Genomic DNA, 25,765 nt, shown 5'->3' with positions numbered 1-25,765 from the left:
TGAATATCTAGAAAAGAATTACATGCCTAGCTTGGCTGCGGCTTTTCCATATTCCCATCTGATCTCAAAAACGCTTGGCATTACTTCATAAACCAATCGCTCCTCCATAGTAGAAGTCTGTTGAGAGGGCACTGACACTCTCAAAGCATCTTCTTTAGAATCGTAATTAAATGCTCCCCACTGCTTTGCTACTTTATTGAAAATCAAAGTAGATTCATATTCACCCGGAATGATAAAAAAGCTATAAGTACCTGCCGGAAGTTTCTTTCCTTCTACCATGATGTCTTTTGATGTGGTGAAAGTAGTTGCCTCATTGGCACCTGCTCTCCAAACTTCTCCGAGAGGAACTAATTCTCCCCAAACTGTTCTGCCCTTTACTGCAGGCGATGAATAGTTGATTGTAACTTTCGCATCGCCAACCATTCCTTCGGCAGTTTTTGCTGGGCTTGGTTTGTCTTGAGCGAAAGCTGAAATACTTACAAATGCCATTAAGACAAATGCAAGAAGGTTTTTTGTGAAATTCATGTTTTTCATTTTGCGATAATTATAGAAATAAATAAAGGGTTAATAATTCAAATTCTGATTATCCGCAATCTTGCCAGTAACATAAAATTCTTTGCTCATTTGGCTAGAAGACCGAAGAAGCATCAATGCTAACTTTATCCCCTTCTTTTATTGCTTTTAGCTATTTACTGGCAGAAAATCGGATATACATATAATTTAATCTAAGAGTCTTTTTAAAGACAATTAGCAATAATTTAAAACTTCCTAAACGGCAACCCAAGCTTGCTTTTTATTGCTTTCGATGATTCGCTCACCAATGATCAATTCACGTAATCCATCTGCAAAAGTTGGGAAAGAAGGTTTTTCAGGCTGTTTTCCCTCATGGATTGCAGCATAGACCTCCTTAAACATTTGCTTCGATGTGTCTGGGAAACCCTCGTTATGACCTCCTGGGAAACTAACTAAGGCTGAAGCTTCTGGATGAAGCAAAGATGGGTCTTTCATCAGGTGCCCATTAGCAGTCTCACGCTTGCCAATCCAAAGTTCATTTGGTCGTTCTGAATTGAATTCAAAATTTGACTTGGAACCTGAAATTTCTACATTCAATCGATTCTTTCTTCCTGCATTTACTTGGGAAACAGTAATCGAACCCTTATTACCATTATCAAATCGTAATAAAACAGTTGCGTAATCTTCAGTATTGATAGGTACTTCCTGATAATCATCCATTGAAAGCATTTTGCCAGAATAAGTTTCTATTGCTTTCAAAGGTTTCAATCTAGTCTTATGAACCGTAGAGAAATCTGCCATTACCTCCGTAATTTTCAATCCAGTCACATACTCGGTGATATCCAATAAATGGGACCCAATATCTGCAATAGCTCTCGAATCTCCCGATTTGTCTGGCTCCAGTCTCCAATTGTAATCAGTTTGTAAGAAAAGCCAATCCTGAAGGTAAGAGCCCATCACCGAATACACTTCTCCAAGTTCGCCTTTCTCACGCATGGTTTTCATCTGGCGGACCATGGGATAATAACGAAGGTTGAAATGAACCGCATTGACAAGCCCTTTTTCAGCAGCCAAGGCTACCAATTCTTCTGCTTCGTCAATCTTAACAGCCAAAGGTTTCTCACAGATCACATGCTTTCCTGCTAATAAAACAGCTTTTGCTTGCGCAAAGTGAAGGAAATTAGGTGTACAGATATGCACTACATCAATATCTGATTGTTTGAGCATATCCTCAAAAGTGTAGGCATTTGGAATACCGAGCATTTTAGCCTTTTCATCTGCCAATTGCTGATTGACTTCGACAAGGGCTGTTACTTCTACATATGGAAGTCTTCTGAGGGCTTCAAGGTGAGCAGGTCCGATAAATCCAGTTCCTACTATTGCTGCTTTAATTGTCTGAGACATAGGTTTTAGGTTGGGTTAATAATTTTTCAAAAGTTCAAATTAGTAATTTTGGCTCAATAAAAAGGATTTTTGAACACTCAACAAGCTCAAAAATTTCATTAAGGAATTCAAATCTGGTTCATTTACATTGAAATAATTTTATGTCGAAGATACAGGGGATATAGTTTAATTAGGGTTTAATCCACCATTCTTCTTTGGTCCATAAGGAATCTTTGAGATTTATAAATTCTCCAATTTTAGGAACAAAAAGAGGCTGATTAATTTCCTGTGCCTTCAAGGTTACGCGCTCCACAGGATCTGTCCAAGAATGCATCGCCAATGTAAAAGCAGCCCAATGAATAGGCATGATAACTTTTGCATTGACGTCCTGGCCAGCCATCGCAGTTTCCTCAGGCATCATATGGATTTCTTTCCAATTCTCATTGTATTGTCCACACTCCATCATTGCAAAGTCAAAAGGACCATATTTCTCACCTATTTCTTTGAAGTGTGGCCCATATCCACCGTCTCCACTGAAATAGATATTATCGTCCTTGCCTTTGATCACCCAAGAACCCCAAAGAGTGGAAAATCGATTAGTGGCCCCTCTACCAGAGAAATGTCTCGAAGGTGTAAATGCTAAAGAAAGTCCATCCACTTCCGCTTCTTCCCACCACTTCATTTCATGAATCTGATCTGTTGACACTCCCCAGCGCTCGAAATGAGCTCCAACACCAAGCGGCACATAAAACTGCTTCGTTTTCTCTTTTAACTTTTGGATAGATCCATAATCCAAATGATCGTAATGATCATGCGAAATTATAATCAGATCGATTTGAGGAAGTTTTTCTATTTCGATAGGTAAATCTTTGAAAAACCGCTTTTTACCAAGAAGGGGATTTGGAGCAGGCACTTCCCCAAGCATCGGATCAATCAGAATATTTTTTCCGTCGATTTGGAGCAAAAATGCAGAATGTCCAAACCAAACCAATCTTGTCGGTAGGCTATCAGCAACCAATTCTAAAGAATCCCGACTCACTATGGGCAACTCAAAAGACGGCACTCGACTTGGATCATTTTTAAAAAATTTGGGAAGCATTTTTATCGTTTTTCCAAAGTCCATATCCATCGTTGTTGGGATAAGGTTAGAAAATTTGCCATCCGAAAAATAGTCTAATTGCTCGTATTCTGATATTTTTTGTTCCGATGGTGTACCTCCAAATTCCGGACTCAGCCTGACGAATAAAACCCCAAGAAGAATGAAGGTCGCTACGATTATTATAAAAGATACCATTAAGATTTTGGCGATTTTGAAAATGAATTTGGACATAAAGGGCTCAGAAATCTGTTTTTGACTTCGTTGGGGTAGTAACTAGAATGAACCCAAAAAGGTGCAGGACAGAAAAAACAATTTTCATGAACCAAATTATTAATTTGAAAAGAAGAAATTCCCTTCACTCATCCGATCATAGCGCAATTCATCAAAAATTCAAGTTAATATCAACTGGAATTTCGCTCAAACCTTGATTTTCTTTAACTTATGCTTGAATTCAAAAAATCGATCATGGCAACATTAAACCTTAAAGTCAATGGAAAATCCCATACCGTTGATGTGGAAGATGACACTCCGCTCTTATGGGTATTGAGGGATCATTTAGGACTAGTCGGGACTAAATATTCCTGTGGTATAGCACAATGCGGTGCATGCACAGTTCACCGAAACGGTGAGGCAATTTTTTCTTGTATCACTCCAGCCTCAAGTTTGGAAGGAGATGAGATCATTACTATCGAAGGGCTTTCTGAAGACGGAGATCATCCGGTACAAAAGGCCTGGAATGAAATTGATGTAGCACAATGTGGCTATTGCCAAGCTGGTCAAATTATGAATGCTGCTGCATTTTTGGATAAAAACCCAAGCCCTAGCATGGAAGAAATTGATGAGGCAATGAATAGAAATATCTGTCGTTGTGGCACTTATCATAAAATCAGAGAAGCTGTTGCAACAGCTGCTAAAATCAAATAATTATGGCTACAGGATTAAAAACAAATCGAAGAGACTTTCTCAAAATTGCCGGAACAACGGCAGGTGGATTGTTTATTGGCTTTAATTGGATGAGCTGTGATTCTCCAAAAGTTGAGGTTCTGACAACAGAGCAAATACTCTCACAGGCTAAGAGTTTTAATGGATACCTCTCCATTTCTCCAACAGGAGATGTGGTGATTTATTCACCAAATCCCGAACTAGGTCAAAATATTAAAACTTCCTTTCCAATGGTTGTTGCCGAAGAATTGGAAGCAGATTGGAATAGAGTACGTGTCGTACAGGCAAATTTGGATACAGAGAAATACGATAGGCAATTGACCGGAGGATCAGGAGCAATGCCGCATAGCTGGGAACGATTGCGAAAAGCAGGAGCTACTGCAAAGTTTGTTTTAGTAGCTGCCGCAGCTGAAACATGGAAAGTACCTGCATCCGAAATCACTGTGGAGAAGGGCATTATTTCTCATAAGGCTTCAAAAAAGTCAGGTCATTTTGGTGAGTTTGTTGAACTCGCATCTACCATGACTGCACCTGAGGAGATTACTCTTAAGGACAAGAAGGATTTTACAATTATTGGTACAGCTGTTAAAAATGTAGATAATCCTGAAATTTTTACCGGGAAACCACTTTTCGGATTAGATTTTTACCGCGAAGGAATGCTTCATGCCATGGTGCAAAGACCACCTTTCGGAATGAAAATTAAATCGGTGGATGATTCTGAAGCTAAAAACATAAATGGTGTCACGGATGTGATTCAATTTGAAAACAATGTAGCGATAGTAGGAAAATCTACTTGGCCACTGATGAAGGCCAAAAGGCTGTTAAAAGTGGAATATGAAGCAGACGGTGCCGTAGAAAGCACAGAAGACCATAATAGGATCTTCCGGGAAATGTTGGATACAGGAAAAAGTACTGTTCGAAGAGAGGATGGAAATGTCAATCAGGCTTTTAAGTCTGCTGCAAAAATCGTTACTGCTGAATATCAGTGTCCTTTCTTATCGCATTCACCGATGGAGCCGATGAATTTCTTTGCTCATGTTCAGGGTGATAAGGCCGAACTTATAGGACCTACTCAGACTCCGGATCGAGCTAGACAAACTGCTGCTGAGATTTTAGGAATTCCTGCAGAAAATATTTCCGTAGAAATCACACGGCTTGGTGGTGGATTCGGTAGAAGACTACGTGCTGACTATGTAGCTGAAGCCGTTCAAATTTCCAAAATGATGAATGCTCCCGTTAAAGTGACGTGGAGCAGAGAAGATGATTTAACTGGAGGAGCTTACAGGCCGGCTGTTAGATATAGATTCGAAGCTGCATTAGACGAGGCAGGCGAAATGATCGGATACAAGTTAAAAGGTGCAGGAATTAATTCTGGAAATAGCACCAGACAAGACAATTTCCCTGCAGCTGCCGTAGCAAATTATAAAGTAGAGAGTGTTGAGCATAATTCTCCAATTACTACAAATGCCTGGAGAGCACCTATTACTAATTTTCTTGCTTATGCGGAGCAATCTTTCTTGGATGAAGTTGCGCTTGAAGCAGGCAAAGATCCTGTGGAGTTTCGATTAAACTTATTGAACAAAGCCAAGAATAATCCCACCGGAGAGCCTGGCTATGATGTAGATCGCATGATAGGCGTAATCAATAAAGTAAAAGAAAAATCTAATTGGGGTAAAAATCCAAATGTAAAACAAGGGTTCAGTGTTTATTTCTCTCATCGAACCTACGTGGCCCAAGTGGCTGATATCGAGATAGAAAACGGAAGCCCTGTTTTGAAGAAAATCACTGCTGCAACAGACTGCGGAATGGTAATCAATACCACGGGTGCCGATCATCAAGTAAGAGGTGGAATCGTAGATGGTATGGGACATGCTATGTATGGAAATCTGACTTTCGTAGATGGATTACCAACTCAGAAAAACTTTGATTCCTATAAACTAATAAGGATGAAAGAGGTCCCACAAGTCGATGTTCACTATGTGGATTCCGGATATGACCCTACTGGATTGGGAGAGCCAGCTTTACCACCTACGGGAGGAGCGATTGCAAATGCAATCTTTACTGCCACGGGAAGAAGGTTGAGAAGCCAACCATTTATTGAACAGGAGGAATTTTCGGATATCAAATTAGCAATTCGGAGAGCATAGTTTTCCTTGAAATCTAAAAGCCTTCTGAATCTAAATTCAGAAGGCTTTTTTCATTTTCAATCGATAAATCAAATCTCATCCATTCCTCTTTCCGGCCAATAAGCTCCCGTCAATATCAATTGATTTGCTCTTTCATTCATCTCAAATCTAATTTTCATCTCTGATATTTCTTTCTCGTGTATGCCTAGACAAGCATTGAAATGGATTAAATCAAATTCCAAGATTAGATTCCCACTGGTTGGTGTCTCAAAAATCGGCTTTGATTTTACATCTACATTTTCAGCCAAGGCGCCGTCTCTTTTATAATAATAGGAAAGAAAGATTCCTAAATCTTTTGATTTAGACTTAAGGAATTCTGAGAGATTATTGGAGTTTAAAGAATCTGAATAATCAAATGTCCAGGTTTCTTGCATATGCGTAGTTTTCTCAAAGATACAAAACTACAAAACCTAGAAAAACGAGGATATTAAGCTATTTTGAACTCATGAATTACCCCATTTACCTAGATTATAATTCAACCACACCTTGCTACCCGGAAGTGATTGAGGCAATGCTTCCATTCTTTGGGACTCACTTTGGCAATGCGGCCAGCAAATCACATCCCTATGGATGGGTAGCCGAAAATGCAGTTGAAGTAGCAAGAGAACAGGTTGCAAACTTGATTGGAGCAAAACCAAAAGAGATCATTTTTACTTCCGGGGCGACTGAATCGATTAACCTTGCTTTAAAAGGAATATTTGATGTCTTTGAAGACCAGCCGATTCACATTATCAGTTGCAAAACGGAGCATAAAGCTGTTTTGGATTGTTTGGATTCTTTAGAGAAAAAAGGGGCTCAAATCACTTATTTGAAAGTTGATTCAGAAGGAAAGATTGATCTGGAGGAGCTGGAGAGCGCAATACGAGCAGAGACCAAAATGATCGCATTGATGTGGGCGAATAATGAAACAGGAGTAATTCATCCCGTTGAAGAAATAGCCGAAATAGCGAACGAACATCAAGTAATTCTTTTTGTGGATGGAGTTCAAGCAGTGGGTAAAATCCCCATTTCGCTATCTGGTGTGCATTTGATGGCGATTTCAGCGCATAAGTTTTATGGACCAAAAGGGGTAGGAGCATTGTATATCCGTCATAATCATGATTTACCTAAGCCTACTCCGCAACAAATCGGAGGAGGACATGAGAAAGGTTTTAGATCCGGCACCTTAAATGTCCCTGGAATAGTTGGGATGGGGAAGGCTTCAGAAATGCGGTTTCAAGCTATAAATGAAGAAAGTGAGCGGCTGGAAAAGCTAAGAGATTTGCTTGAAAATAAGCTCTTAGAAATCCCTAACACATTTTTGAATGGAAGTCAATCCAATAGATTGTCTCATGTTACCAATATTGCTTTCGGAGGAGTAGAAGGAGAGGAGCTACTCCGAAAAGTCTGCCTGAAAGTCGCAGTGAGCTCTGGTTCAGCTTGCACGAGTATTTCGCCAAAACCAAGCCATGTTCTTCAAGCGATGGGTTTGAATTCGGATTTAGGGAGAGCTTCGATTCGTTTCAGCCTGGGATTTCAGACTAGTGAAATAGAGATTCTAGACGCTATTGATTGGGTTAAGGAAGTGGTGGGTGAGTTGAGAGGGGAAAATGTTTGATTTAAGATTTAGGATATAAGATTTTTGACTAGTGTACTTCCCTAAATAGCGTTGACCGTTTGGTTCAACTTTCCCTCAGTTCCCCAACACTACGCAGCAAGGACAAGAATCCTAAAGATTCAAATCTCTTAAATCTTCTTCCGTATCCACATCAACTTTACCCATTGGAAATTTAACTAGTGCACAATCATCTTCGTGTGCAAGAGCAACTTTTTTTGCACCCTCATCTCCTGAAAGTGCTTTCAATTCCTTAAAATAAGCTTTTGTGAAAAGAATGGGAACGCCTACCGTTTCTGAATATTCACAGGCAACAATACCTTTTCCAGTCTTCTTTTGTGAAGCAATCAGTTTCTTCAGCAACTTGGAATCCACATACGGCATATCGCAAAGCATGATAATCACCTGATCAGGAGCATCAAACTTCAATAAATAATCCAAGCCTTTTTGCATACTGGAAGCCATTCCTTTTTCCCAATCCTGATTTGGAATGTTGGGAATAGAATCACCTCTAAAAGTCTTTTTTATCTCGTCTTTATTCGCTCCCAAAACCAATATTTGCTTCTCAACTTTAGCTTCCAAAGCAGCATCAATTGCATACTGAAGCAATGTTTTTCCTTTGTATTGAGCTATTTGCTTGGGATATCCCAATCTTGAAGATTCGCCTGCAGCGAGAATAATGATTCCGGTTTTAGCTTTTTCCATGTATTATTTAATGTATTGGACCTTGTTTATCACGCAGAAAGGTACCCATTTTTCCATCGAGAACTGCTTTTATTTCTGACAAAGCGGACAAAGCTATTTCTTCAGAGTTCTCCGCACCGATGTCCAAACCAATCGGTCCAAACACATTACTCCAGTCCAATTCTAGTCCTTTAGAAGTTAAGCGTTCGTGTAGCTTTTCCGATTTTTTCTTTGGTCCCAAAATCCCAACATAAGATAGTTTTTTAGAAAGGAGAGCTTCGAGAACTGTAGCCTCGTATTCGAAATTATGAGTCATCAACAAAGCCACAGTATGAGTATCAATAGTTATTCCTTCCAGCGCTGTTTCAGGTGGGGAAACTTTAATTTTTATAACTGTAGGAAACCGGGATTCGGTAGCCTGATTGGCTCTACCATCGATTAAGACAACTTCAATACCCAGTAAATTAGCCATTTTGGCAACAGGAATAGTATCATTTCCAGCACCAAAAAGTAATAATTGAATCGGTGGATGTATCACTTCAATGAAGATTGAATGAGATTGATCCAGTGCTAAAATTTCGCTTTTTATTGAAGAATGATTGTAAAATACGGATTCAATTAGTCCCAAAACTGGCGGTTCTATTCCATTTACTTTCTTCCTGTTTGTATCACCTTTCTTTAAAAATCGGGTTCCAATTTGTGCTGATCTAGCATTTCTTACAGAGAAAATAGTTGCTAAAACGCCCAATTCACGATCTTCTATCGCCATTTGAAGAAGCGCTACCGGGTTCAATTCATCCTGGAAATCAATCGGTTCGATTAATACATGAATGATACCATTACACCCTAAACCTATACCGAATTTCTGATCATCTTCATCAGTAGTGTCGTAGGTTACCAACATAGATTCCTGCTGAAAAATCACGGTTTGTGCTTTGCGAAGCGCATCGCCTTCCAGGCATCCGCCACTGATGGCACCGGTCAGTTCACCTGCTTCTGTAATTAGCATTCTAGCTCCAGGCCTTCGGTAAGCAGAGCCATCGACTTGGACAACAGTTGCAAGTGCAACTTTAAGTTGATTCTTTTTAGCTGATTGGTAGGCTTTTATAATGGATTTTTGCTCGTTCATAGAAAATCTTTGATATCGATTAAAATCGTTCAGCATAAAAATAGAGGATACTTCCGAATGCCAGAAGAAAAATCTGTATAATCGGGGATTAATCTTTAAAGAATGAAACACGCTGTATCTGCGCTAATACTTCTGTTTTTTATCTCAATCATCCAAGCGAATGCTCAACTCAGCAAATCCGAGATAATAGAAGCCTCAACTGCCCAGTTGAGGAGTTCACTTTTCGAATTTCAGGAGTATCTAAGCCTTCCTAATAATGGAAAGGTGCCTTCCGACATTCAATTGAATTTGGATTGGACTAAAGCAGCTTTGGAAAAGCGAGGTTATAAAACCCAAATATTGACATCAAACGGAGTTCCGCATCTTTTTGCTCAAGGTAAAAATGACCCGAAAAAGAAAACAATTCTTGTTTACATGCAAGTTGATGGGCAGCCCGTAGATTCTTCTGCTTGGAATCAAGAAAGCCCATACATTCCTGAATTGATGGAGGAGATAAATGGGAATTGGGAGGCAATCAACTGGAATTTTCTAGATGGAAAAATAGATCCAGAATGGAAGATTTTCGCTCGTTCGGCGTCCGACTCCAAAGGTCCAACCATGACGTTTCTATCTGCTTTGGATATTCTCAGACAAAAGGGAATTGCTCCAGCAGTCAATCTGAAGTTTATCCTGGATTTTCAGGAAGAAATAAGTTCACCAGAACTTGCCAAAGTTGTGGCTGAAAATAAGAAGCTCTTTGCAGCAGATGGAATCCTTATTATGGATGGAACTCGTCACTTTTCCAACCTTCCCAATTTGGCTTTTGGAGCAAGAGGAATTGCAACCATCACCTTGAAAATATTTGGCGCAAATGATGATCTCCACAGTGGCCAGTATGGAAATTTCGCTCCAAACCCAGTTTTTGCCGCAGCTCGATTACTCTCAGCTATGAAAGATGAATCCGGAAAAGTACTGATTCCAGGTTTTTATGATGGCGTGAATTTTACAGAATCTGATCTGAAAGCTATGGCAGCCGTTCCCGAAAGTATGGAACAAATTCAAAATGAGCTCGGAATCGCTGAAGCTGAAAAAGTAGGTACTAGCTATCAGGAAGCCATGCAATTCCCTTCGCTGAATGTTCGGGGTATGCGGGCAGCTTGGGTAGGTAAGGAGGTACGTACCATAATTCCATCCGAAGCCATCATCGAAATCGATATGCGCACTGTGAAAGAAACTCCGGCAGAGCGGCAGGTGGAACTAGTCAGACAATTTATTGCAGATCAAGGCTATCATTTTGTGGAAGGTGAGCCTTCAGATCAGGAGCGAAAGATTTATTCAAAATTGATTTCATTTGACTATCGGATCGGCTCAGAACCTTTCCGGGCAGAAATGGAATCTGATTTCGGAAACTGGCTGGAAAAGGGAATGAGTCTGGTTTTTGGGGAAAACTACATTAAAACCAGGCTGACGGGAGGCTCACAACCAATGGCGCCTTTTATCAATATCTTGGGAATTCCCGCTGTTTCTGTTCGAATCCCAAACCCAGACAACAGCATTCATGCGCCTAATGAAAATATCCGAGTGGGAAATTATTTGGAAGGAATCCAGACCTGTCTTGGAATCTTAAGTCAATCATTTGATTAATGGAAAATCTTGACTGGATAGCTACGGCGATTGTTTTACTGACAGTGATTTTCGTACTGAGAATCAGTAAAGTAAAAAATCGAATTGTAGAAAAAATATTAGACTGGTTTCCTGCAATTCTCTTTGCATATGTGATCCCAGCGGGATTTACACATCTATTCGGATGGGATCTGTCCGGAGTTTATTTGCATTCCTTAAGTCGAAACTGGATCATCCCAATTACACTGCTAGCAGTGATGAGCGCTTTGCCATTAAGACAATTGGCCATAGTAGGTGTTAGGCCTTTGGTTCTGTTTTTTGTTGGCTCAGCCATCATCGCCACACTTCCGGTGATTTTGGTTTTGATATTTTCAGGTGTAGATCCTGTGTCTTCAGATCTATTTGTTGGTCAAAGTTATTGGAAAGGATTAGTACCAATTGTTGGAGGTTGGATCGGAGGAAGTACCAGCCAATTAATTTTAAAAGAATTAGCTCAAACGCCGGAGTCACTTTTTCTTTCGGTATTGGTTCTAGATAATATCTTGGTGAATATCTGGACGATTTTGATGTTTCAATTCATTAAAAAAGGGGAAACCTTAAGTACACTGCTTGGAATCAATGACCCGATTCCAGATCAATCAACGGTTGATTTGAAAAGTAGTGGAAGGAAAATCTATCCTTGGATCACCCTTTTAATATTCTTTGGAATAGCTTCATTGATTTTCATTTTAAACATTTCCTTTCTTGGAATGGTAGTCAGCCTATCCATAATTGGTTTAGTATTGGGAAACATCTTCAAACTTTGGAATACCCGCTTTTCTCTTCAATTGGGAGGGATTTGTATAGTATTGGTTATGGCGATTTTGGGTTTGCGATTGGATTTCAGCAATCTGAGTTTACCCTTGGTTTTCGTATTGCTTGTGGTGGTCTGGCTAATTCTACATTTTGTAGGGATGCTGATTTGCGCAAAAATTTTAAAGTTAAACTTGGTTTGGGTACCAATCGCTTCAATGGCTAATTTGGGTGGAATCTCCACCGCACCGGCTGTCACAGCGGCTTTTCGGAAAGATTTGATGCCTCATGCGGTCTTGTTGGCGATATTGAGTATGGTCACAGGTACAGGATGGGGAATGTTGACGATCTATCTTTTTCAAAATATCTAACAGAAAATCAGGAATGAAAATCCCGAGTTTAGCACAGCTTAAAAAAGAACTTTCTTACTTACCTGAAAAGGAACTGATAGAAGTGATCTTGGAACTTTCGAAGTTTAGCAGGGACAATAAATCCTTTCTGTTTTTTAAACTGAATGAAAAAGACAACCCGGGTTTATTTGTGGAAATGGCTCAGGAGGATTTAGCAAACGAATTCCAAAATGCCCGGGCAGATCATTACTATTACGCTAAAAAATCAGCACAGAAGATTCGAAGAAAAATGAATAAACTGCTCAAGCTGACTAAAAATAAGACAGATCAGATTGAAGTAATCTTGTTTTTTTGTGAGCAATTAAAAGAAAATGGCTTTTTGGATCATCGGCATGCCGTACTTGATAATATTTACCAAATGCAAGTCAAAAAGGCAGTGAAACTTATAGACGGACTTCACGAAGATTTGCAATTTGACTATGAGGGTAGGATAGAGGACTTGACTTAATTCCTGTATTTAATTGATTTACAATATCTTCATGTGATTGGTATATTGGATTTTTGAAATTTTAGAATTACCAAAACACAAATTAACTGAGCTATTTAATCAAGGGATAAATCAAAATAATAATTTACAGATTAATTAATACACCAATTTTTGTATTGAAAAATATGGAAGGAATTAATCTTAATTCAGGTAAACGCTTAGGAATTCATGTTTTAGCATTTTCAAAAATTATATGAGTAACTTTGCGCAAATTTTAAGAGAGATTCTATGAAGCGCATTAATGAATACAAAAAGTTATTTAGTATCGAGGGACCAATTGATCTGAAAGAGCTAAAAACTACTTACCGGAATCTCGTTAAAGAATGGCATCCTGACAAATTCCAAGAAGGGGATGAACGAGCAAAAGAAGCTCAGGAAAAGAGTACCAAAATAATTGATGGGTACCATTTTTTAGTCAGTATCGCTCCTGAAACAATTGCTTCCAATCTTGAAGAATACACTATAACTGCGACTCAGACAGGTATTGAAGATTTTCATTATAAAAATCTCGTTCTGGAAATTACATTTCTGGATGGAAATACTTACGAGTATTTTGGAGTTTCAAAAAACACCTACACTAAATTTCTCAGTGCAGACAATGCTTATCGATTTGCAAGAAGAAACATCCTGAGTTCTCATCTCTATCGGAAATCAAAGAAGACCTTGGTGGAAGCATAAATTTGCTTCTTCAATAATTAAACAAAAAAATGGCTTTCTGAGATCAGAAAGCCATTTTTTATTTTGTCCAATAAGAATAATTTCTCGAAGTAAAATCCTTACAGACTTTTTAGCATCAAGAGAAATCTTAAAATCACTTCTTATCAATTGTGATTTTATTTGGTAGTACATCATTTAACTTTTTCAGATCCTTTGAAAGCAACTCATCCAATTTTGCGAGATGATTTTCCAATTCTCCAGAAAGTTCTTCAAAAACCACATAGGCTGCATCAGTTGGTCTGGCTTGACCAGTTTCTACACTTCTCTGAAGGGATGCTAATCTATTATTCAGCTTTATTGGGAAGTTTAATGGATCTTGCCCACTTTGATTCTTCACCTGATAGAGATCTTCTTCGATCAGCTGCAGTTTGCTTAAAAGAGCATTAAGTTCCTTTTCGATCTTCTTCTTTTGCGCAGCATCCAATGCTTCTGCTTGAGACTCAATCTGACGGATCAAAATCACGGCTTCATTGGCCTCGGATACTTTATCTCGGATCATCATAGCTAGATCAAATTGCTTTTGCAAATCATCAACCGTGACTCCTTCAAGATTCGGATCCATCTCTAACTCAAAATCAGTAGCATGCGTATTACCCAATGCCGTCAGCTTCACTTGATAAGTTCCGATAGGAGCATAAGGGCCTCGCTGAGGTCTTGCCGACCAAATGATCATCCCATCAAAAACAGTAGATCCAGGATAGCGCATATCCCAGATAAAGGTGTTCAGTCCAGCATTACGCTTTGGGGCATTTCGGGCTGTAGAATCTCCGTATGCAGTGTAGGTGTTGATTAGATTTCCATCAGAATCAAGAATTTCTATTTTCAGGGAATCTACCTTCTCTGGTAAGTAATACTGTATTGCTGCATCGTAAACTCCACGAATAGGGTTGGCTGGCTTATAAAGGGTTACTTCATTTTTAGAGGTGGTTTCAACTGCTGCACGAAGTGGTCGGATATCATCCAAAATCCAGAAGCCACGGCCATGAGAACCCAATACCACATCGTCATTTTTCAGCACTAAATCGCGTATTGGGGTATCTGGAAGGTTAAGCTGCAATGACTGCCATATTTCTCCATCGTTAAAGGAAACATAAACTCCATGCTCTGTAGCTAAATAAAGCAATCCTGGCTTTTCTAAATCCTCTCGAATTGCTCGCGCAAAGTGTCCATCTTCAATTCCCGAAATAATTTTTGTCCAGGTTTTACCAAAGTCATCAGTTTTAAAGACATAAGGCTGTCGATCATCAACTTGGTAGCGATTGGCTGCGAAATAAAGCGTTCCAGGTCTAAATTTCCCCTCATCAATGATACTGATCCTAGAAAATTTCGGTAAGTCTTTCGGTGTAATATCCACCCAGTTTTTCCCTCCGTCTTGAGTGATATGGACTTTTCCATCATCCGAACCAGCCCAAATAGTATTCACATCATGCATGGAAGGTGCAAGTGCAAAGACAGTCGCATAAATTTCTGGACCATTCATATCCATAGTGATCACCCCACCGGTTTTTCCCAAGGTTTCAGGATCAGCATAGGTAAGATCGGGACTGATTTTTTCCCAGGTTTGTCCATCATTGGTAGTTTTCCAAACATGCTGGGAAGTGGTGTACATCGTCTTGGGATCCAAGGGAGAAAACATAATAGGGAAAGTCCATTGCCATCTTTCAGGTAGGGCAGAAGCTGGTTCGCCTGAAAAGAATCTAGGGTAAACCTGAATATCACGAATCTGGCCTGTTTTTCGATTATACCTTGTCAGCAAAGCTCCCTGAGAACCAGCATAAAATATATCTGGGTCTGTAGGGCTTTGAGTGATCCAGCCGCTTTCTCCACCACCTACTGCATAGTGCCATCCATGTCCAGGACCTCTTCCAAGCATATGATCCCAACCCTCTGAAGGCATTGCTAAAGTACTGTTATCCTGCTGGGCTCCAGCGACATGATAGGGAACATCTGAAGTAGTCATCACATGATAAAATTGTGTGGTTGTATAGTCTTCTTCTGTCCAAGTCTTTCCACCATTGATACTCACAACACCACCACCATCATTGGAACTGATCATTCTCATCGGATCATTTGGATCTATCCATAGATCGTGATTATCTCCATGGGGCACTGTAATCTCTACATCAAAAGTTTTTCCACCGTCCGTCGATTTCCAAAAGTCCACATTCAATCCATAGACTGTATTCTTATCAATAGGATCTGCATAAATCCTCGAATAGTAAAATGCTCTTTGTCTTAATTTCCGCTCATCATTTACTTTTTCCCAAGTTTTTCCTGCATCATCGGATCTGAAAACTCCACCTTCATTGGCTTCAACTATAGCCCAAACGCGATTGGGATCGGCAGGGGAGACCGTCACCCCGATCTTTCCGATGGGTCCGGCTGGCATTCCAGGATTGGAGGTCAGATCAGTCCAAGTATCTCCACCATCTGTAGATTTCCAAAGCTTAGAATCCGGACCACCACCCCACATTTTCCATGCTTTACGGTACACCTGCCAAGTTGATGCATAAAGTACACTTGGGTTGGTACGGTCTATGATTAGATCCGCAGCCCCTGCTTTATCACTTACATAGAGCACTTTTTCCCAAGTATCTCCTCCATCTTTTGAACGGAAAACTCCCCGTTCTTCATTTTCGCCGTAAGGATGTCCCAAAGCAGCCACATAGACAAGGTCAGCATTGGTTGGGTCTACTCTGATTCTGGAGATGGCTTGCGTTTCCTCAAGTCCGAGATGCTTCCAGGTTTTGCCTCCGTCTGTAGTTTTATAGACTCCATCACCTTGTGTGATACTTCCACGAAGTTGAGTTTCTCCTCCACCGATATAGACAATGTCAGGATTGCTTTCAGCTACCGCAACTGCTCCTATACTTGAGGAAGAGATTTGACCGTCGGTAACCGGAAACCATTCATTTCCTCCATCGATGGTTTTCCAAAGTCCTCCACCAGTAGCTCCAAAATAGTATTCATAGGGACGACTAGGACTTCCCGAACTACCGAGTGATCTTCCACCGCGATTTGGCCCTATATTTCTCCAGGTATAACTTGAATAAAATGAGGTGTCTACCTGTAATTTCTGGGCTTGGAGTTCCTGAATCGATGCGAAAATCAAGCAAACTATGATCAGCGCAGCAAAAGGATTTTTAAAGTATTTCATAAGGTTGATATTTGTGGCTTTGATACAAAGTACAAATTCTCTGGAAATGATGCGATTTTTTAATATACCAATGGAAAGTGCTTCCTCATTTTTTTGCTCTACGCTGTTTTAAGACTCACCATAAAAATAAAATGTATTTGGTGATATACTTGACAGATTTGCTTTTGGGGAAACCATGGATTAAAAATACCTTCCTCAGTGAAAATGGGGTATTGGTTTTTGCCTACTTTTTTCTATTTTGAGGAGGCTAATTTTTTAAAAATCAAAAAAATAGCACGCTATCCTTTTTAGTTTTTATCAAAAAATTTCACAATCATGTCAAAAATGAAAGATACCATTATCACACTTTACGTGGATACCACTAAAATCATCCAGTATTCTAACAAGGAAAAAGACAAGGTTCTAGAATGCGTGCTTATCTGCGACAATCATGATGATGTTCCTGGAAGAGAAGATTTCACGAGCTACATCAAATCAAATTCGAAGCTGTCTTGGGTTGGAGCCGCCATGTATATCATGACTAGCAAAGAGGATTTTGTGATCATCAAAGAAATTAAGGCCAAGAAAGGAAGTAAATCCTTTATTAAGATTTATAACCGTAAAAACGGTGCAGGATCTACGCATATCGATGGCCATGTAGGCAAAATAAAAGATTCATCTCCACCTGAAGAGTATAAAATCAAGTTCATGGTCAACTCAGGCGGAGTAGAAAAAAAATACACCATTGATCCAAAGATTAAAATATTCTGATAGCATAAGCCTAATTTTTTTGATTTGAAAATCACCGTCTTATTCATTTTCTTATTCATTTCATCCTTCCAAGTCTATGGGCAATCAGAAACTGAGGAGGGTAGAAATGCTTTTATACTAGACAGTCTTAAAAAAGCCTATTTTGATGGTGGAGAGAAAAATCTAGACCTTTTAAACAAACTTTTAGCCAAAGAACAAAATCCTGATACGCTTTTGAAATACGGCAATATCCTACTTCAGAAATCTTCAAAAGACTCCCTTTTCTCTAACTTATATGCTGCACACCTTCAAATCGGTAATGCATATAAGTTAAAAGGCAATTTGTCTGAGGGCTTGGCAAACTACTTTATTGCCTTAAAATATGCCGAGAAATATGAGAATAATGAGGATATAGGGAAAATATTTGTCGCAATAGCTGACACCTATTCCGCAAGCGAGAATAGCCAAAACGCTATTATTTATTATCGGAAAAGTATTGAAATCCTCGAAAATGGAAACGACTCCATAGGTTTAGGCAGTGCCATTTTCAATGCTGGAGATGAATACTTAAACATGGGGAAATTGGACTCGGCCTTACTTTTTACAGAACGATCTCAGCAGATTTTTGAGCGTGTAAATTTCCCCTTAGGTGAAGCATATTGCCTCGGTAATTTGGGGATGATCTTCGCCAAGTATGGCAATAATAGCATTGCTGAAGATCGAATAAATCAGGCCATTGAGATTCTGGAAAAGTATGCGGATTACTATGCCATAGCAGTTTATTTGAATTTCATGTCCTCTATTTATTTGGAAAAAGGTGAAGAAGCAATGGCCTTGTCCTATTCACAGCAAAGTCTTGATCTGGCTAAAAAATATGGCCTTAAAGAGCAAATCAGTGAGTCAAATCTATTATTATCAAAGATTTATGAACAATCAGGAAATGCTCCAAAAGCGTTGGAATCTTATAAACAATACATCCTCTATCGAGATAGTGTAAATAATATTCAGGCGGTACAAGAGATTGCAAACCTCCGAACCGATTACGAAGTATCTCAAAAACAAGTTGAAGTCGATTCTTTGGAGAAGGAAGCATTAATTTCCCAACTCAAGGAAAAGAGACAGCAATTAATTATCTACGCTGTACTTTTCGTGTTGCTTTTTGTGATTCTTGTAGCAATAATGACTTATCGACGCTATCGGTTTGAAAAGGAAACCAAATTGATTATTGAAAAGGAAAAAAACAGATCTGAGGAATTATTGCTGAATATTTTGCCGGAGGAAACCGCTGAAGAATTAAAGAATGACGGCAAAGTAATGGCCAAAAGAATAGATTCAGTAACGGTTTTGTTTACAGATTTCAAAAGTTTTACCGCGATTTCAGAGAATATTTCTCCCGAAAAATTGGTAGAAAGTATTGATTTTTATTTCAAAGAATTTGATCGGATCACGACAAAATATGGCCTTGAAAAGATCAAAACTATTGGCGACTCTTATATGTGTGCCGGAGGTCTCCCAATTCAGAACAAAACCCATCCCAAAGACGTGATTTTGGCTGCAAAAGAAATGATGGCCTTCGTAAATCAGGAACTTAAGAATGACTTGATGCACTTTGAAATGCGCATCGGAATCCATACAGGACCTATAGTCGCCGGAATTGTTGGAATCAAAAAATGGCAATACGATATCTGGGGAGATACAGTGAATATCGCTTCGCGCATGGAAACCAACTCTGTAGAAGGTAAAATCAATATGTCAGAAACAACCTACGAACTGATCAAAGATGAATTTGAATGTGAATACCGCGGAAGTATCGATGTTAAAAATAGAGGGATCTGGAAGATGTATTTTTTAAAGGAAAGTTGAGAAGACTAGATTAAAAAAACGCTCGTTGATTTATTTCAACGAGCGTTTTTCTAAATTATATCTGCTAACTGCCTGCCTACCGTAATACTGTCTACTGTAATACTGCTAACTGCCTACTGTAATACTGTCTACTGTAAACTGCTAACTGCTTTCGCCTCTTCTACCAGCAATTCGTTTTCATCCGACAATCCCGCAGCAACAAAGGCTTCTATCACTGAATTCCGGGCTTGACCTTTATTCAATAAAACACCGAGGGTAATCATCACACCGATTCGGGTTCCGACTTTTTTGGCCGCAGTCTGGAACAAAGGCTCCAACTCTTCATAGCTTACCTCTTCAGCCAATCGGGCAATATCTGCACGGGCAGCAGCCAATTTATCTCCAGAAAGGTTTGTGTACTTTTTAGCTATTTTCTGAATCTCATTGATTGCAGATCGCACTTGCTGATCTTGTGATGGTTTTGGATTGCTTTTCTGGGAATTTGAAGGGTTTTGTTGAGCAGCAGGTGCTGGCTTTTGCTTAGCCCAAGAGTCCCGCAAGCCTACAGTTTTATTGAAGACAAGCTTGTCTGCCGATGAATCTTTATCGAGCGTAAAATATCCCAATCGTTGAAACTGGAACTTATCGCCGACTTTGGCATCAGCCAAAAACGGCTCTAAATATGCTTTTGAAATGATTTTCAAAGAATCAGGATTTACAAATTCCATGAAATTCCTGTCTTCATGAGAGTCTGGTGCTTCGTCCAAAAACAAACGATCATATTCCCGCACTTCAGCAGTGATTGCATGTTGGATAGATACCCAATGAAGTGTTCCTTTTACTTTTCTTGTGCTCGCTTCGGTACCAGAACCTGATCTTGAATCCAAGTCAGCAGTACAATGAATTTCTAATATATTACCTTCCACATCTTTCACCACAGATTCTCCTTTGATGATGTAAGCGCTTTTCAGACGAACTTCATTTCCCAATGTCAATCGAAAGAAATTGGATCCTGCGGCTTCTTTGAAATCTTCCCGCTCGATATACAATTCCCCGGAGAATGGAAGTTCATGTGTCCCTGAGTTCGGATCCTCTGGATTATTTTCGGAATCCAAGAGTTCAGTTTTCCCTGCTGGATAATTGGTAATTACTAATTTGACAGGATCCAAAACCCCCATTACCCGAGTAGCAACTTTATTCAAGTCTTCTCGAATACAATATTCCAATAAGGAAACATCGGTAACGCTATCACGCTTCGAGATGCCTGAAAGATCACTGAAATTACGGATTGATTCTGGGGTATAGCCCCTTCTCCTAAGTCCGGAAATAGTTGGCATTCGAGGATCATCCCAACCCGATACAGTCTTGCTTTGTACTAATTCCAAAAGCTTTCGCTTACTCATCACAGTATAGCTCAAATTTCTCCTTGCAAATTCCCGTTGAATCGGTCTTAGCTTCGCAGGATCGATGATCTGATCCAAAAACCAATCGTACAATTCCCTGTGCATTTTAAACTCCAACGTACAGATGGAATGAGAAATTTGTTCGATGTAATCAGACTCTCCATGAGTCCAATCATACATTGGATAGATACACCAGTCGGTTCCAGTCCGGTGATGCGCTTTTTTGACAACCCGATAAAGAATCGGATCTCGCATCAGCATATTCGGTGAAGCCATATCAATTTTCGCTCGAAGCACATAGCTTCCCTGCTCAAATTCCCCATCCTTCATTCGCTGGAATAAATCAAGGTTCTCTTCAACCGATAAATCACGGAATGGACCAGCTACGCCTGGTGTACTTGGAGTCCCTTTTTGCTCCGCCATAGCTTCGGCAGATTGACCATCCACATAGGCTTTTCCTTCTTTAATCAATTGAATCGCCCAATCATAGAGCTGCTGAAAATAGTCAGATGAGTAACATTCAACCGCCCATTTGAAACCAAGCCATTGAATATCTCTTTTAATAGCATCAACATATTCCTGCTCTTCTTTGGCAGGATTGGTATCGTCAAATCGAAGATTGACCGGTGCATTATGTTTTTCGCCTAAACCAAAATTTAGACAAATAGAAGCTGCATGACCAATATGTAGATAGCCATTTGGCTCAGGTGGAAATCGAAAACGAAGCTTGTCCGGCGAAAGGCCCGCTGCCAAATCGTCGGCTATAATTTGTTCGATAAAATTCAGTGATGAGTTTTCTTCTGTCATGGATAGAAATTGAATTTCAAAATTAAGGCAAAATTGAGAATATCGAGCCTGCAATTTAGGAATTCAAAAGTAAGCATGCAGATTTACAAAGAGTGTCTCTTATTGCACAGCTTTTTTTCATAATTTGATTCCATGATGCATCATTCCTCAACAACCCAGGCCACTTACGATATCATCATAGTTGGAGCAGGTATTTCTGGTATCGGAATGGCTTATTGGCTTCAGAAAAAATGTCCCGAAAAGCGAGTTTTAATCCTTGAAGCTAGGGATTCCATCGGAGGGACTTGGTCTCTTTTCCAGTATCCTGGAATCCGATCAGATTCAGATATGTTCACTTTTGGTTTCAGGTTTAAGCCTTGGAATGACCCTCAGTCCCTCTCCAGTGGGGATAAAATCCTAAAGTACCTTGAGCAGACTGTGAAGGAAAATAAATTAGATCAGCTTATTTCTTTCAAGCATAAAATGCTCAGCTCCAACTGGTCTGATGAAGAGAAATGTTGGAGTCTACAAGTAGATTCACCCGAAGGACTAAAAGTTCTAAAAAGCCGTTTTTTGAGCATTTGCACTGGATATTACAATTATCAAGAGGCACACCGCCCAAAATTTAAAGGGGAAGAACTATACCAGGGAAAGATCATTTTGCCTCAATTCTGGCCAAAAAACCTGGACTTTTCCAATCAGAAAATCGCAGTCATTGGAAGTGGGGCTACTGCAATTACCTTGGTTCCCAGCCTTGCGAATCAAGGGGCTAAGCAAGTCACGATGATTCAGCGCTCTCCAACCTACGTGATGAATCTTCCCAATCGGAATGGTCAGTTTGCTTTTCTAAAAAAAGTTTTACCGAATAGTTGGGCATATCGTCTGACCCGAAGTACAAATATTCTGCTTTCTATGGCTTCTTTTGGGTTTTCGAAAGCTTTCCCAAAATTCATGAAAAAAATAATCATGAATGCAGCAGCTAAACAACTTCCCGACGGATACCCAGTAGAAAAGCATTTTAATCCGAGTTATAATCCTTGGGATCAAAGACTCTGTGTGGTACCTGACGGGAATTTTTTCACGAGCATTAATAAGGGGGATGCCCATGTCGTAACTGGCGAAATTTCGCATTTTTCTGAGAATGGAGTCCAAATGAAAAACGGGGAATTCATCGAAGCAGATCTTATCGTCTTGGCCACAGGATTGAAAATTCAATTGCTTGGTGGTGCGCAACTTTCGGTGAATAATATTCAAGTTAAAGTCAGTGAGTCTTATATTTATAAAGGAATGATGGTAAGTAATTTACCTAATCTTATTTATTGCTTTGGTTATACCAATGCTTCTTGGACTTTAAAAGTAGATCTGACGGCCAATTACCTATGCAAAATCTTAAAATACATGGATAAGAATGGGTTTGAAGTTGTGACTCCAAAATCTGGCAAGATCGAGAGCGAAGAGAATTTTCTGAATCTAAGCTCGGGATACATCACCCGTGCTGAAAATGAGCTACCGAAGCAAGGTTCTAAGCGTCCATGGCGCGTTTACCAAAATTACCTTGTTGATATGCTTACCACTCGATTTGGACCTATACGGGATCAAGCCTTAAAGTTTACGCCTAAGTCCTAAATCGGAGATTTAAATGCACTTTTTGAGAGAAATATTTGATAACAAAAGTGGGGGAGCTAGGTTGAACAGACATGTCCGTCAAGCCCATCAAACCCAAACCAGGTCAGGAATCAGTCTGGGACTATCCACGTCCACCAAGACTGGAAGAATGCAGAAAGCACCTTCGAATAGTATTTAATGGAGAAATCATTCTAGACACGAATCGATCCTTTCGAATTTTAGAAACCAGTCATCCACCAACTTATTATATTCCAATGGATACTTTCAAAGAAGGCATGTTGATTCCCGTTCCCGGTTATTCTTTTTGTGAATGGAAAGGCGCGGCCAACTACTATGATATCCGAGTAGGGGGCAAAACAGCTTCAAGGTCAGCTTGGGGCTACTTAAATCCAAACAAAGGATATCCACAGCTAAAAAATACGGTATCCGTCTACGCCCACCATATGGATGCCTGCTTTGTGAATGATGAAAAAGTACAGGCTCAGGAAGGGGATTTTTACGGAGGCTGGATCACTTCTGACATCGTTGGCCCATTTAAAGGCGCTCCAGGGACATGGGGATGGTAATCGGGATTGCCGATTTATGATTATAGATGTAGGATTTTTTAATAGGCTAAGCTCCTCAAATTCTGAAGTAAAAAATTGAGCACGGAATATGATTGGCAATGTCAAACTACAACTATGCAGCTTAAATTTCAATTGTTTGAAAATCGTAAGTATTGATTTGAATACTATTAAAAATACGGCAGAGGAGCAAGTTTCTTTGTATCATCAATTATCTCAAAATGATGCAAAAAAGATTTCTTCAGCTTTTCGTATTCGTGCTGCTTGTATTTTCATCTTTCTCAGTCTTTTCTCAAGAGGCTGATTCTACCAAAAGTTTTCATTTCGATGGGAATGTAAGTGTCTCAAATAATGGGTTTTCCTTCATTCCCACCTTCAACTTGGGAAAGCCAGCAGCAATTGCCACCCTTTCCATTGGAGGTAATCGCTTTAGTTTTGACCCACAGTTCCGCTTTGATCTGGACGGGCTAAGACCTTGGTCATTTATTTTTATCTGGCGCTACAAAGTGATCAAAAGTGACCGATGGCTGGTAAGAGCTGGAGTTCATTTACCTGCTATTGCCTTCCGTACTCGCCAAGTGGATTATAATGGAGTGATGAAAGAAGAGCTTTATGCTCAGCGTTTTTTCACTCCTGAATTGACCACATCATTCAAAGTCTCAAACCGCCTAAGTATTGGTACCTATTATATCTATGGAAGAGGTTTAGAGAAAGAAGGCCAATCCAAAAACACTCATTTTATATCACTACAGCTTGGAGTCCGGGATATTAGGATTTCAGAGCAGGTATATCTGAATTGGAATCCTGAGCTCTATTACATGAATATCGATGGCACGGATGGTGTCTATGTCGCGCAAAACCTGACACTGGCTCACAAAAAATTCCCGTTTTCTATCTCCTCGATGATGAATAAGGGAATTGATACCAATATTAATTCTGGAAACCTCGATTGGAATATCAGTCTGACCTATTCTTTCAAGAATGAGTTGAAAAAGAAGTAAATGAGAGAGCTGTGGATAGATTTATTTGAATATTGTAAATTTCATAACATGAAATGCCCATGAGAAAAGTTCTCAATCAGGAGGATGATTATCCAAGGCATTCCATGTGACAATTGAAAAGCAAATTATAAACACATGAAAAGCATTGAATCCTTAGAAGAATTTTACAAACGAAAGTTTGAATGGCTTCCTGAAGACCTAAAGAAAGATATTGGCCATTTCAATCTTTTTCATCATGAACCTTATGTGGAAGGAAAACCTACTGTGATCCCTTATCGGAGAAGAGATTTTTATAAAGTCATGCTGGTTAAAGGCAGCGGTAGGGTTCATTATGCTGATAAAGTAGTAGAAGTTAAAAAACAGGCGCTGTCTTTTTCCAATCCACAAATCCCGTATAAATGGGAACATTTGGATCAAATTCGGGAGGGAGTGTATTGTGTTTTCAATTCCCAATTCTTTCATCAATTTGGACAGTTCGGAGAATATGAAGTTTTTCAACCCAGCGGAAACCATATTTATGAGCTTAGCGATGCGCAATTAATTGAAGTCGAAGCGCTCTTTGAAAAGATGGAAACAGAATTCAATTCCGGCTATAAATATAAATTTGATAGCATTCGAAATCAGATTTTCGAAATACTTCATTTTGCGTTGAAACTGGAACCATCCAGCGCACTTGAAGATAAACCAATCAATGCATCTCAGCGGATTTCCATGCTTTTTGTTGAACTTCTGGAGCGGCAATTTCCCATTGATGATTCTCATCAATCAGTTAGCTTGAGAAGCGCTTCAGATTTTGCGGACCGATTAAATGTTCATGTAAATCACCTGAATCGGGCAGTAAAGGCTTCTACTTCTAAAACCACCACACAGATTATTGCAGAACGTGTTTTGCAGGAATCAAAAGTTCTGCTCCGGCATACCAACTGGAATGTAGGAGAAATAGCTTATGCACTCGGTTTTACCGAAGTCACCCATTTCAATAATTTCTTCAAAAAGCACCTCGAAATAAGTCCTACCGTTTTCAGGAAATCTATTTAGACTAATGAACCAGAACAATTAGGAAAGAAAATATTTTACCAAATCCATCTCCTTAGGAATAATTAATTACAAAAAGAAATAT

21 protein-coding genes are annotated in these 25,765 nt (G+C 39.5%); 13 read left to right on the top strand and 8 right to left on the bottom strand.

The features are described 5' to 3' along the window. Nucleotides 1-18 precede the first annotated feature (18 nt). The 3 genes from BVC88_RS13735 to BVC88_RS13725 all read right to left on the bottom strand — a co-directional run bounded on the left by BVC88_RS13735 (nt 19) and on the right by BVC88_RS13725 (nt 3,190). Nucleotides 19-534: a DUF2911 domain-containing protein gene (locus tag BVC88_RS13735; protein WP_075351278.1), complete on the bottom strand. Its 516-nt coding sequence runs from the start codon at nt 532-534 to the stop codon at nt 19-21. Between the two features lie 234 nt (nt 535-768). Beyond that, a complete protein-coding gene (locus BVC88_RS13730) occupies nt 769-1,917 on the bottom strand; it encodes a Gfo/Idh/MocA family protein (protein ID WP_075351277.1) in 1,149 nt (382 codons plus the stop codon). A 169-nt stretch (nt 1,918-2,086) separates the two neighbouring features. Next, complete coding sequence (locus BVC88_RS13725) at nt 2,087-3,190, bottom strand: MBL fold metallo-hydrolase (RefSeq protein ID WP_075351429.1); 1,104 nt, start codon at nt 3,188-3,190, stop codon at nt 2,087-2,089. Nucleotides 3,191-3,460: 270 nt separating this feature from the next. Between BVC88_RS13725 and BVC88_RS13720 the strand changes: the two genes are divergently transcribed. Together BVC88_RS13720 and BVC88_RS13715 are read left to right on the top strand one after the other, a co-directional pair. After that, entirely contained in the window at nt 3,461-3,919 is a 459-nt protein-coding gene (locus BVC88_RS13720; RefSeq protein ID WP_075351428.1) for a (2Fe-2S)-binding protein, read from the top strand. Between the two features lie 2 nt (nt 3,920-3,921). Continuing rightward, nucleotides 3,922-6,084, top strand: coding sequence for a xanthine dehydrogenase family protein molybdopterin-binding subunit (locus BVC88_RS13715; protein ID WP_075351276.1), 2,163 nt, complete (start codon nt 3,922-3,924; stop codon nt 6,082-6,084). A 68-nt stretch (nt 6,085-6,152) separates the two neighbouring features. Here the strand turns inward: BVC88_RS13715 and BVC88_RS13710 are convergent, their stop codons facing one another. Next, on the bottom strand, nt 6,153-6,497 hold the full coding sequence (locus BVC88_RS13710) for a hypothetical protein (RefSeq protein ID WP_075351275.1): 345 nt from the start codon (nt 6,495-6,497) through the stop codon (nt 6,153-6,155). Nucleotides 6,498-6,568: 71 nt separating this feature from the next. Between BVC88_RS13710 and BVC88_RS13705 the strand changes: the two genes are divergently transcribed. Further along, nucleotides 6,569-7,720, top strand: coding sequence for a cysteine desulfurase family protein (locus tag BVC88_RS13705; RefSeq protein ID WP_075351274.1), 1,152 nt, complete (start codon nt 6,569-6,571; stop codon nt 7,718-7,720). A gap of 111 nt (nt 7,721-7,831) precedes the next feature. Here BVC88_RS13705 and BVC88_RS13700 read toward each other — a convergent pair whose 3' ends face one another. Both BVC88_RS13700 and BVC88_RS13695 read right to left on the bottom strand, forming a co-directional pair. Further along, entirely contained in the window at nt 7,832-8,422 is a 591-nt protein-coding gene (locus BVC88_RS13700) for a nucleotidyltransferase family protein (protein WP_075351273.1), read from the bottom strand. A 7-nt stretch (nt 8,423-8,429) separates the two neighbouring features. Then, a complete protein-coding gene (locus BVC88_RS13695) occupies nt 8,430-9,530 on the bottom strand; it encodes an XdhC family protein (protein ID WP_075351427.1) in 1,101 nt (366 codons plus the stop codon). A 102-nt stretch (nt 9,531-9,632) separates the two neighbouring features. Here BVC88_RS13695 and BVC88_RS13690 point away from each other — a divergent pair, with 102 nt between their 5' ends. The 4 genes from BVC88_RS13690 to BVC88_RS13675 all read left to right on the top strand — a co-directional run bounded on the left by BVC88_RS13690 (nt 9,633) and on the right by BVC88_RS13675 (nt 13,499). Continuing rightward, nucleotides 9,633-11,153: a M20/M25/M40 family metallo-hydrolase gene (locus BVC88_RS13690; RefSeq protein ID WP_075351272.1), complete on the top strand. Its 1,521-nt coding sequence runs from the start codon at nt 9,633-9,635 to the stop codon at nt 11,151-11,153. Beyond that, nucleotides 11,153-12,295, top strand: coding sequence for a DUF819 family protein (locus BVC88_RS13685; protein ID WP_075351271.1), 1,143 nt, complete (start codon nt 11,153-11,155; stop codon nt 12,293-12,295). The genes BVC88_RS13690 and BVC88_RS13685 overlap by 1 nt, the downstream gene beginning before the upstream one ends. A 13-nt stretch (nt 12,296-12,308) precedes the next feature. Then, nucleotides 12,309-12,782: a hypothetical protein gene (locus BVC88_RS13680; protein ID WP_075351270.1), complete on the top strand. Its 474-nt coding sequence runs from the start codon at nt 12,309-12,311 to the stop codon at nt 12,780-12,782. 267 nt (nt 12,783-13,049) lie between these two features. Continuing rightward, nucleotides 13,050-13,499 (top strand): KTSC domain-containing protein, encoded by a 450-nt coding sequence (locus BVC88_RS13675; protein ID WP_075351269.1) that lies wholly within the window; start codon nt 13,050-13,052, stop codon nt 13,497-13,499. Between the two features lie 133 nt (nt 13,500-13,632). Here the strand turns inward: BVC88_RS13675 and BVC88_RS13665 are convergent, their stop codons facing one another. Beyond that, nucleotides 13,633-16,695 carry a VPS10 domain-containing protein gene (locus BVC88_RS13665; RefSeq protein ID WP_075351267.1) on the bottom strand — a complete coding sequence of 1,021 codons (3,063 nt, stop codon included), beginning with the start codon at nt 16,693-16,695 and terminating at the stop codon, nt 13,633-13,635. Between the two features lie 315 nt (nt 16,696-17,010). On the opposite strand from BVC88_RS13665, the gene BVC88_RS13660 reads away from it, so the two are divergent. Further along, nucleotides 17,011-17,445, top strand: coding sequence for a hypothetical protein (locus BVC88_RS13660; RefSeq protein WP_075351266.1), 435 nt, complete (start codon nt 17,011-17,013; stop codon nt 17,443-17,445). A gap of 24 nt (nt 17,446-17,469) precedes the next feature. Beyond that, on the top strand, nt 17,470-19,287 hold the full coding sequence (locus BVC88_RS13655) for an adenylate/guanylate cyclase domain-containing protein (RefSeq protein ID WP_075351265.1): 1,818 nt from the start codon (nt 17,470-17,472) through the stop codon (nt 19,285-19,287). A gap of 128 nt (nt 19,288-19,415) precedes the next feature. Here BVC88_RS13655 and BVC88_RS13650 read toward each other — a convergent pair whose 3' ends face one another. Further along, nucleotides 19,416-21,476 carry a glutamine--tRNA ligase/YqeY domain fusion protein gene (locus BVC88_RS13650; protein ID WP_075351264.1) on the bottom strand — a complete coding sequence of 687 codons (2,061 nt, stop codon included), beginning with the start codon at nt 21,474-21,476 and terminating at the stop codon, nt 19,416-19,418. Nucleotides 21,477-21,608: 132 nt separating this feature from the next. Between BVC88_RS13650 and BVC88_RS13645 the strand changes: the two genes are divergently transcribed. The 4 genes from BVC88_RS13645 to BVC88_RS13630 all read left to right on the top strand — a co-directional run bounded on the left by BVC88_RS13645 (nt 21,609) and on the right by BVC88_RS13630 (nt 25,683). Continuing rightward, complete coding sequence (locus BVC88_RS13645; protein WP_089153090.1) at nt 21,609-23,081, top strand: flavin-containing monooxygenase; 1,473 nt, start codon at nt 21,609-21,611, stop codon at nt 23,079-23,081. A 71-nt stretch (nt 23,082-23,152) separates the two neighbouring features. After that, on the top strand, nt 23,153-23,647 hold the full coding sequence (locus BVC88_RS13640) for a DUF427 domain-containing protein (protein ID WP_075351262.1): 495 nt from the start codon (nt 23,153-23,155) through the stop codon (nt 23,645-23,647). A 218-nt stretch (nt 23,648-23,865) separates the two neighbouring features. Next, a complete protein-coding gene (locus BVC88_RS13635) occupies nt 23,866-24,645 on the top strand; it encodes a hypothetical protein (RefSeq protein ID WP_083639101.1) in 780 nt (259 codons plus the stop codon). Nucleotides 24,646-24,780: 135 nt separating this feature from the next. Further along, nucleotides 24,781-25,683: a helix-turn-helix domain-containing protein gene (locus tag BVC88_RS13630; protein ID WP_075351261.1), complete on the top strand. Its 903-nt coding sequence runs from the start codon at nt 24,781-24,783 to the stop codon at nt 25,681-25,683. Nucleotides 25,684-25,765: the final 82 nt, after the last annotated feature.

The organism is Algoriphagus marinus, from assembly GCF_001936475.1.
In the GTDB taxonomy this organism is placed as follows: Bacteria; Bacteroidota; Bacteroidia; order Cytophagales; family Cyclobacteriaceae; genus Algoriphagus; species Algoriphagus marinus.
Note: the sequence above shows the minus strand (reverse complement) of the source record. Positions and strands in the feature narration are given on the sequence as shown.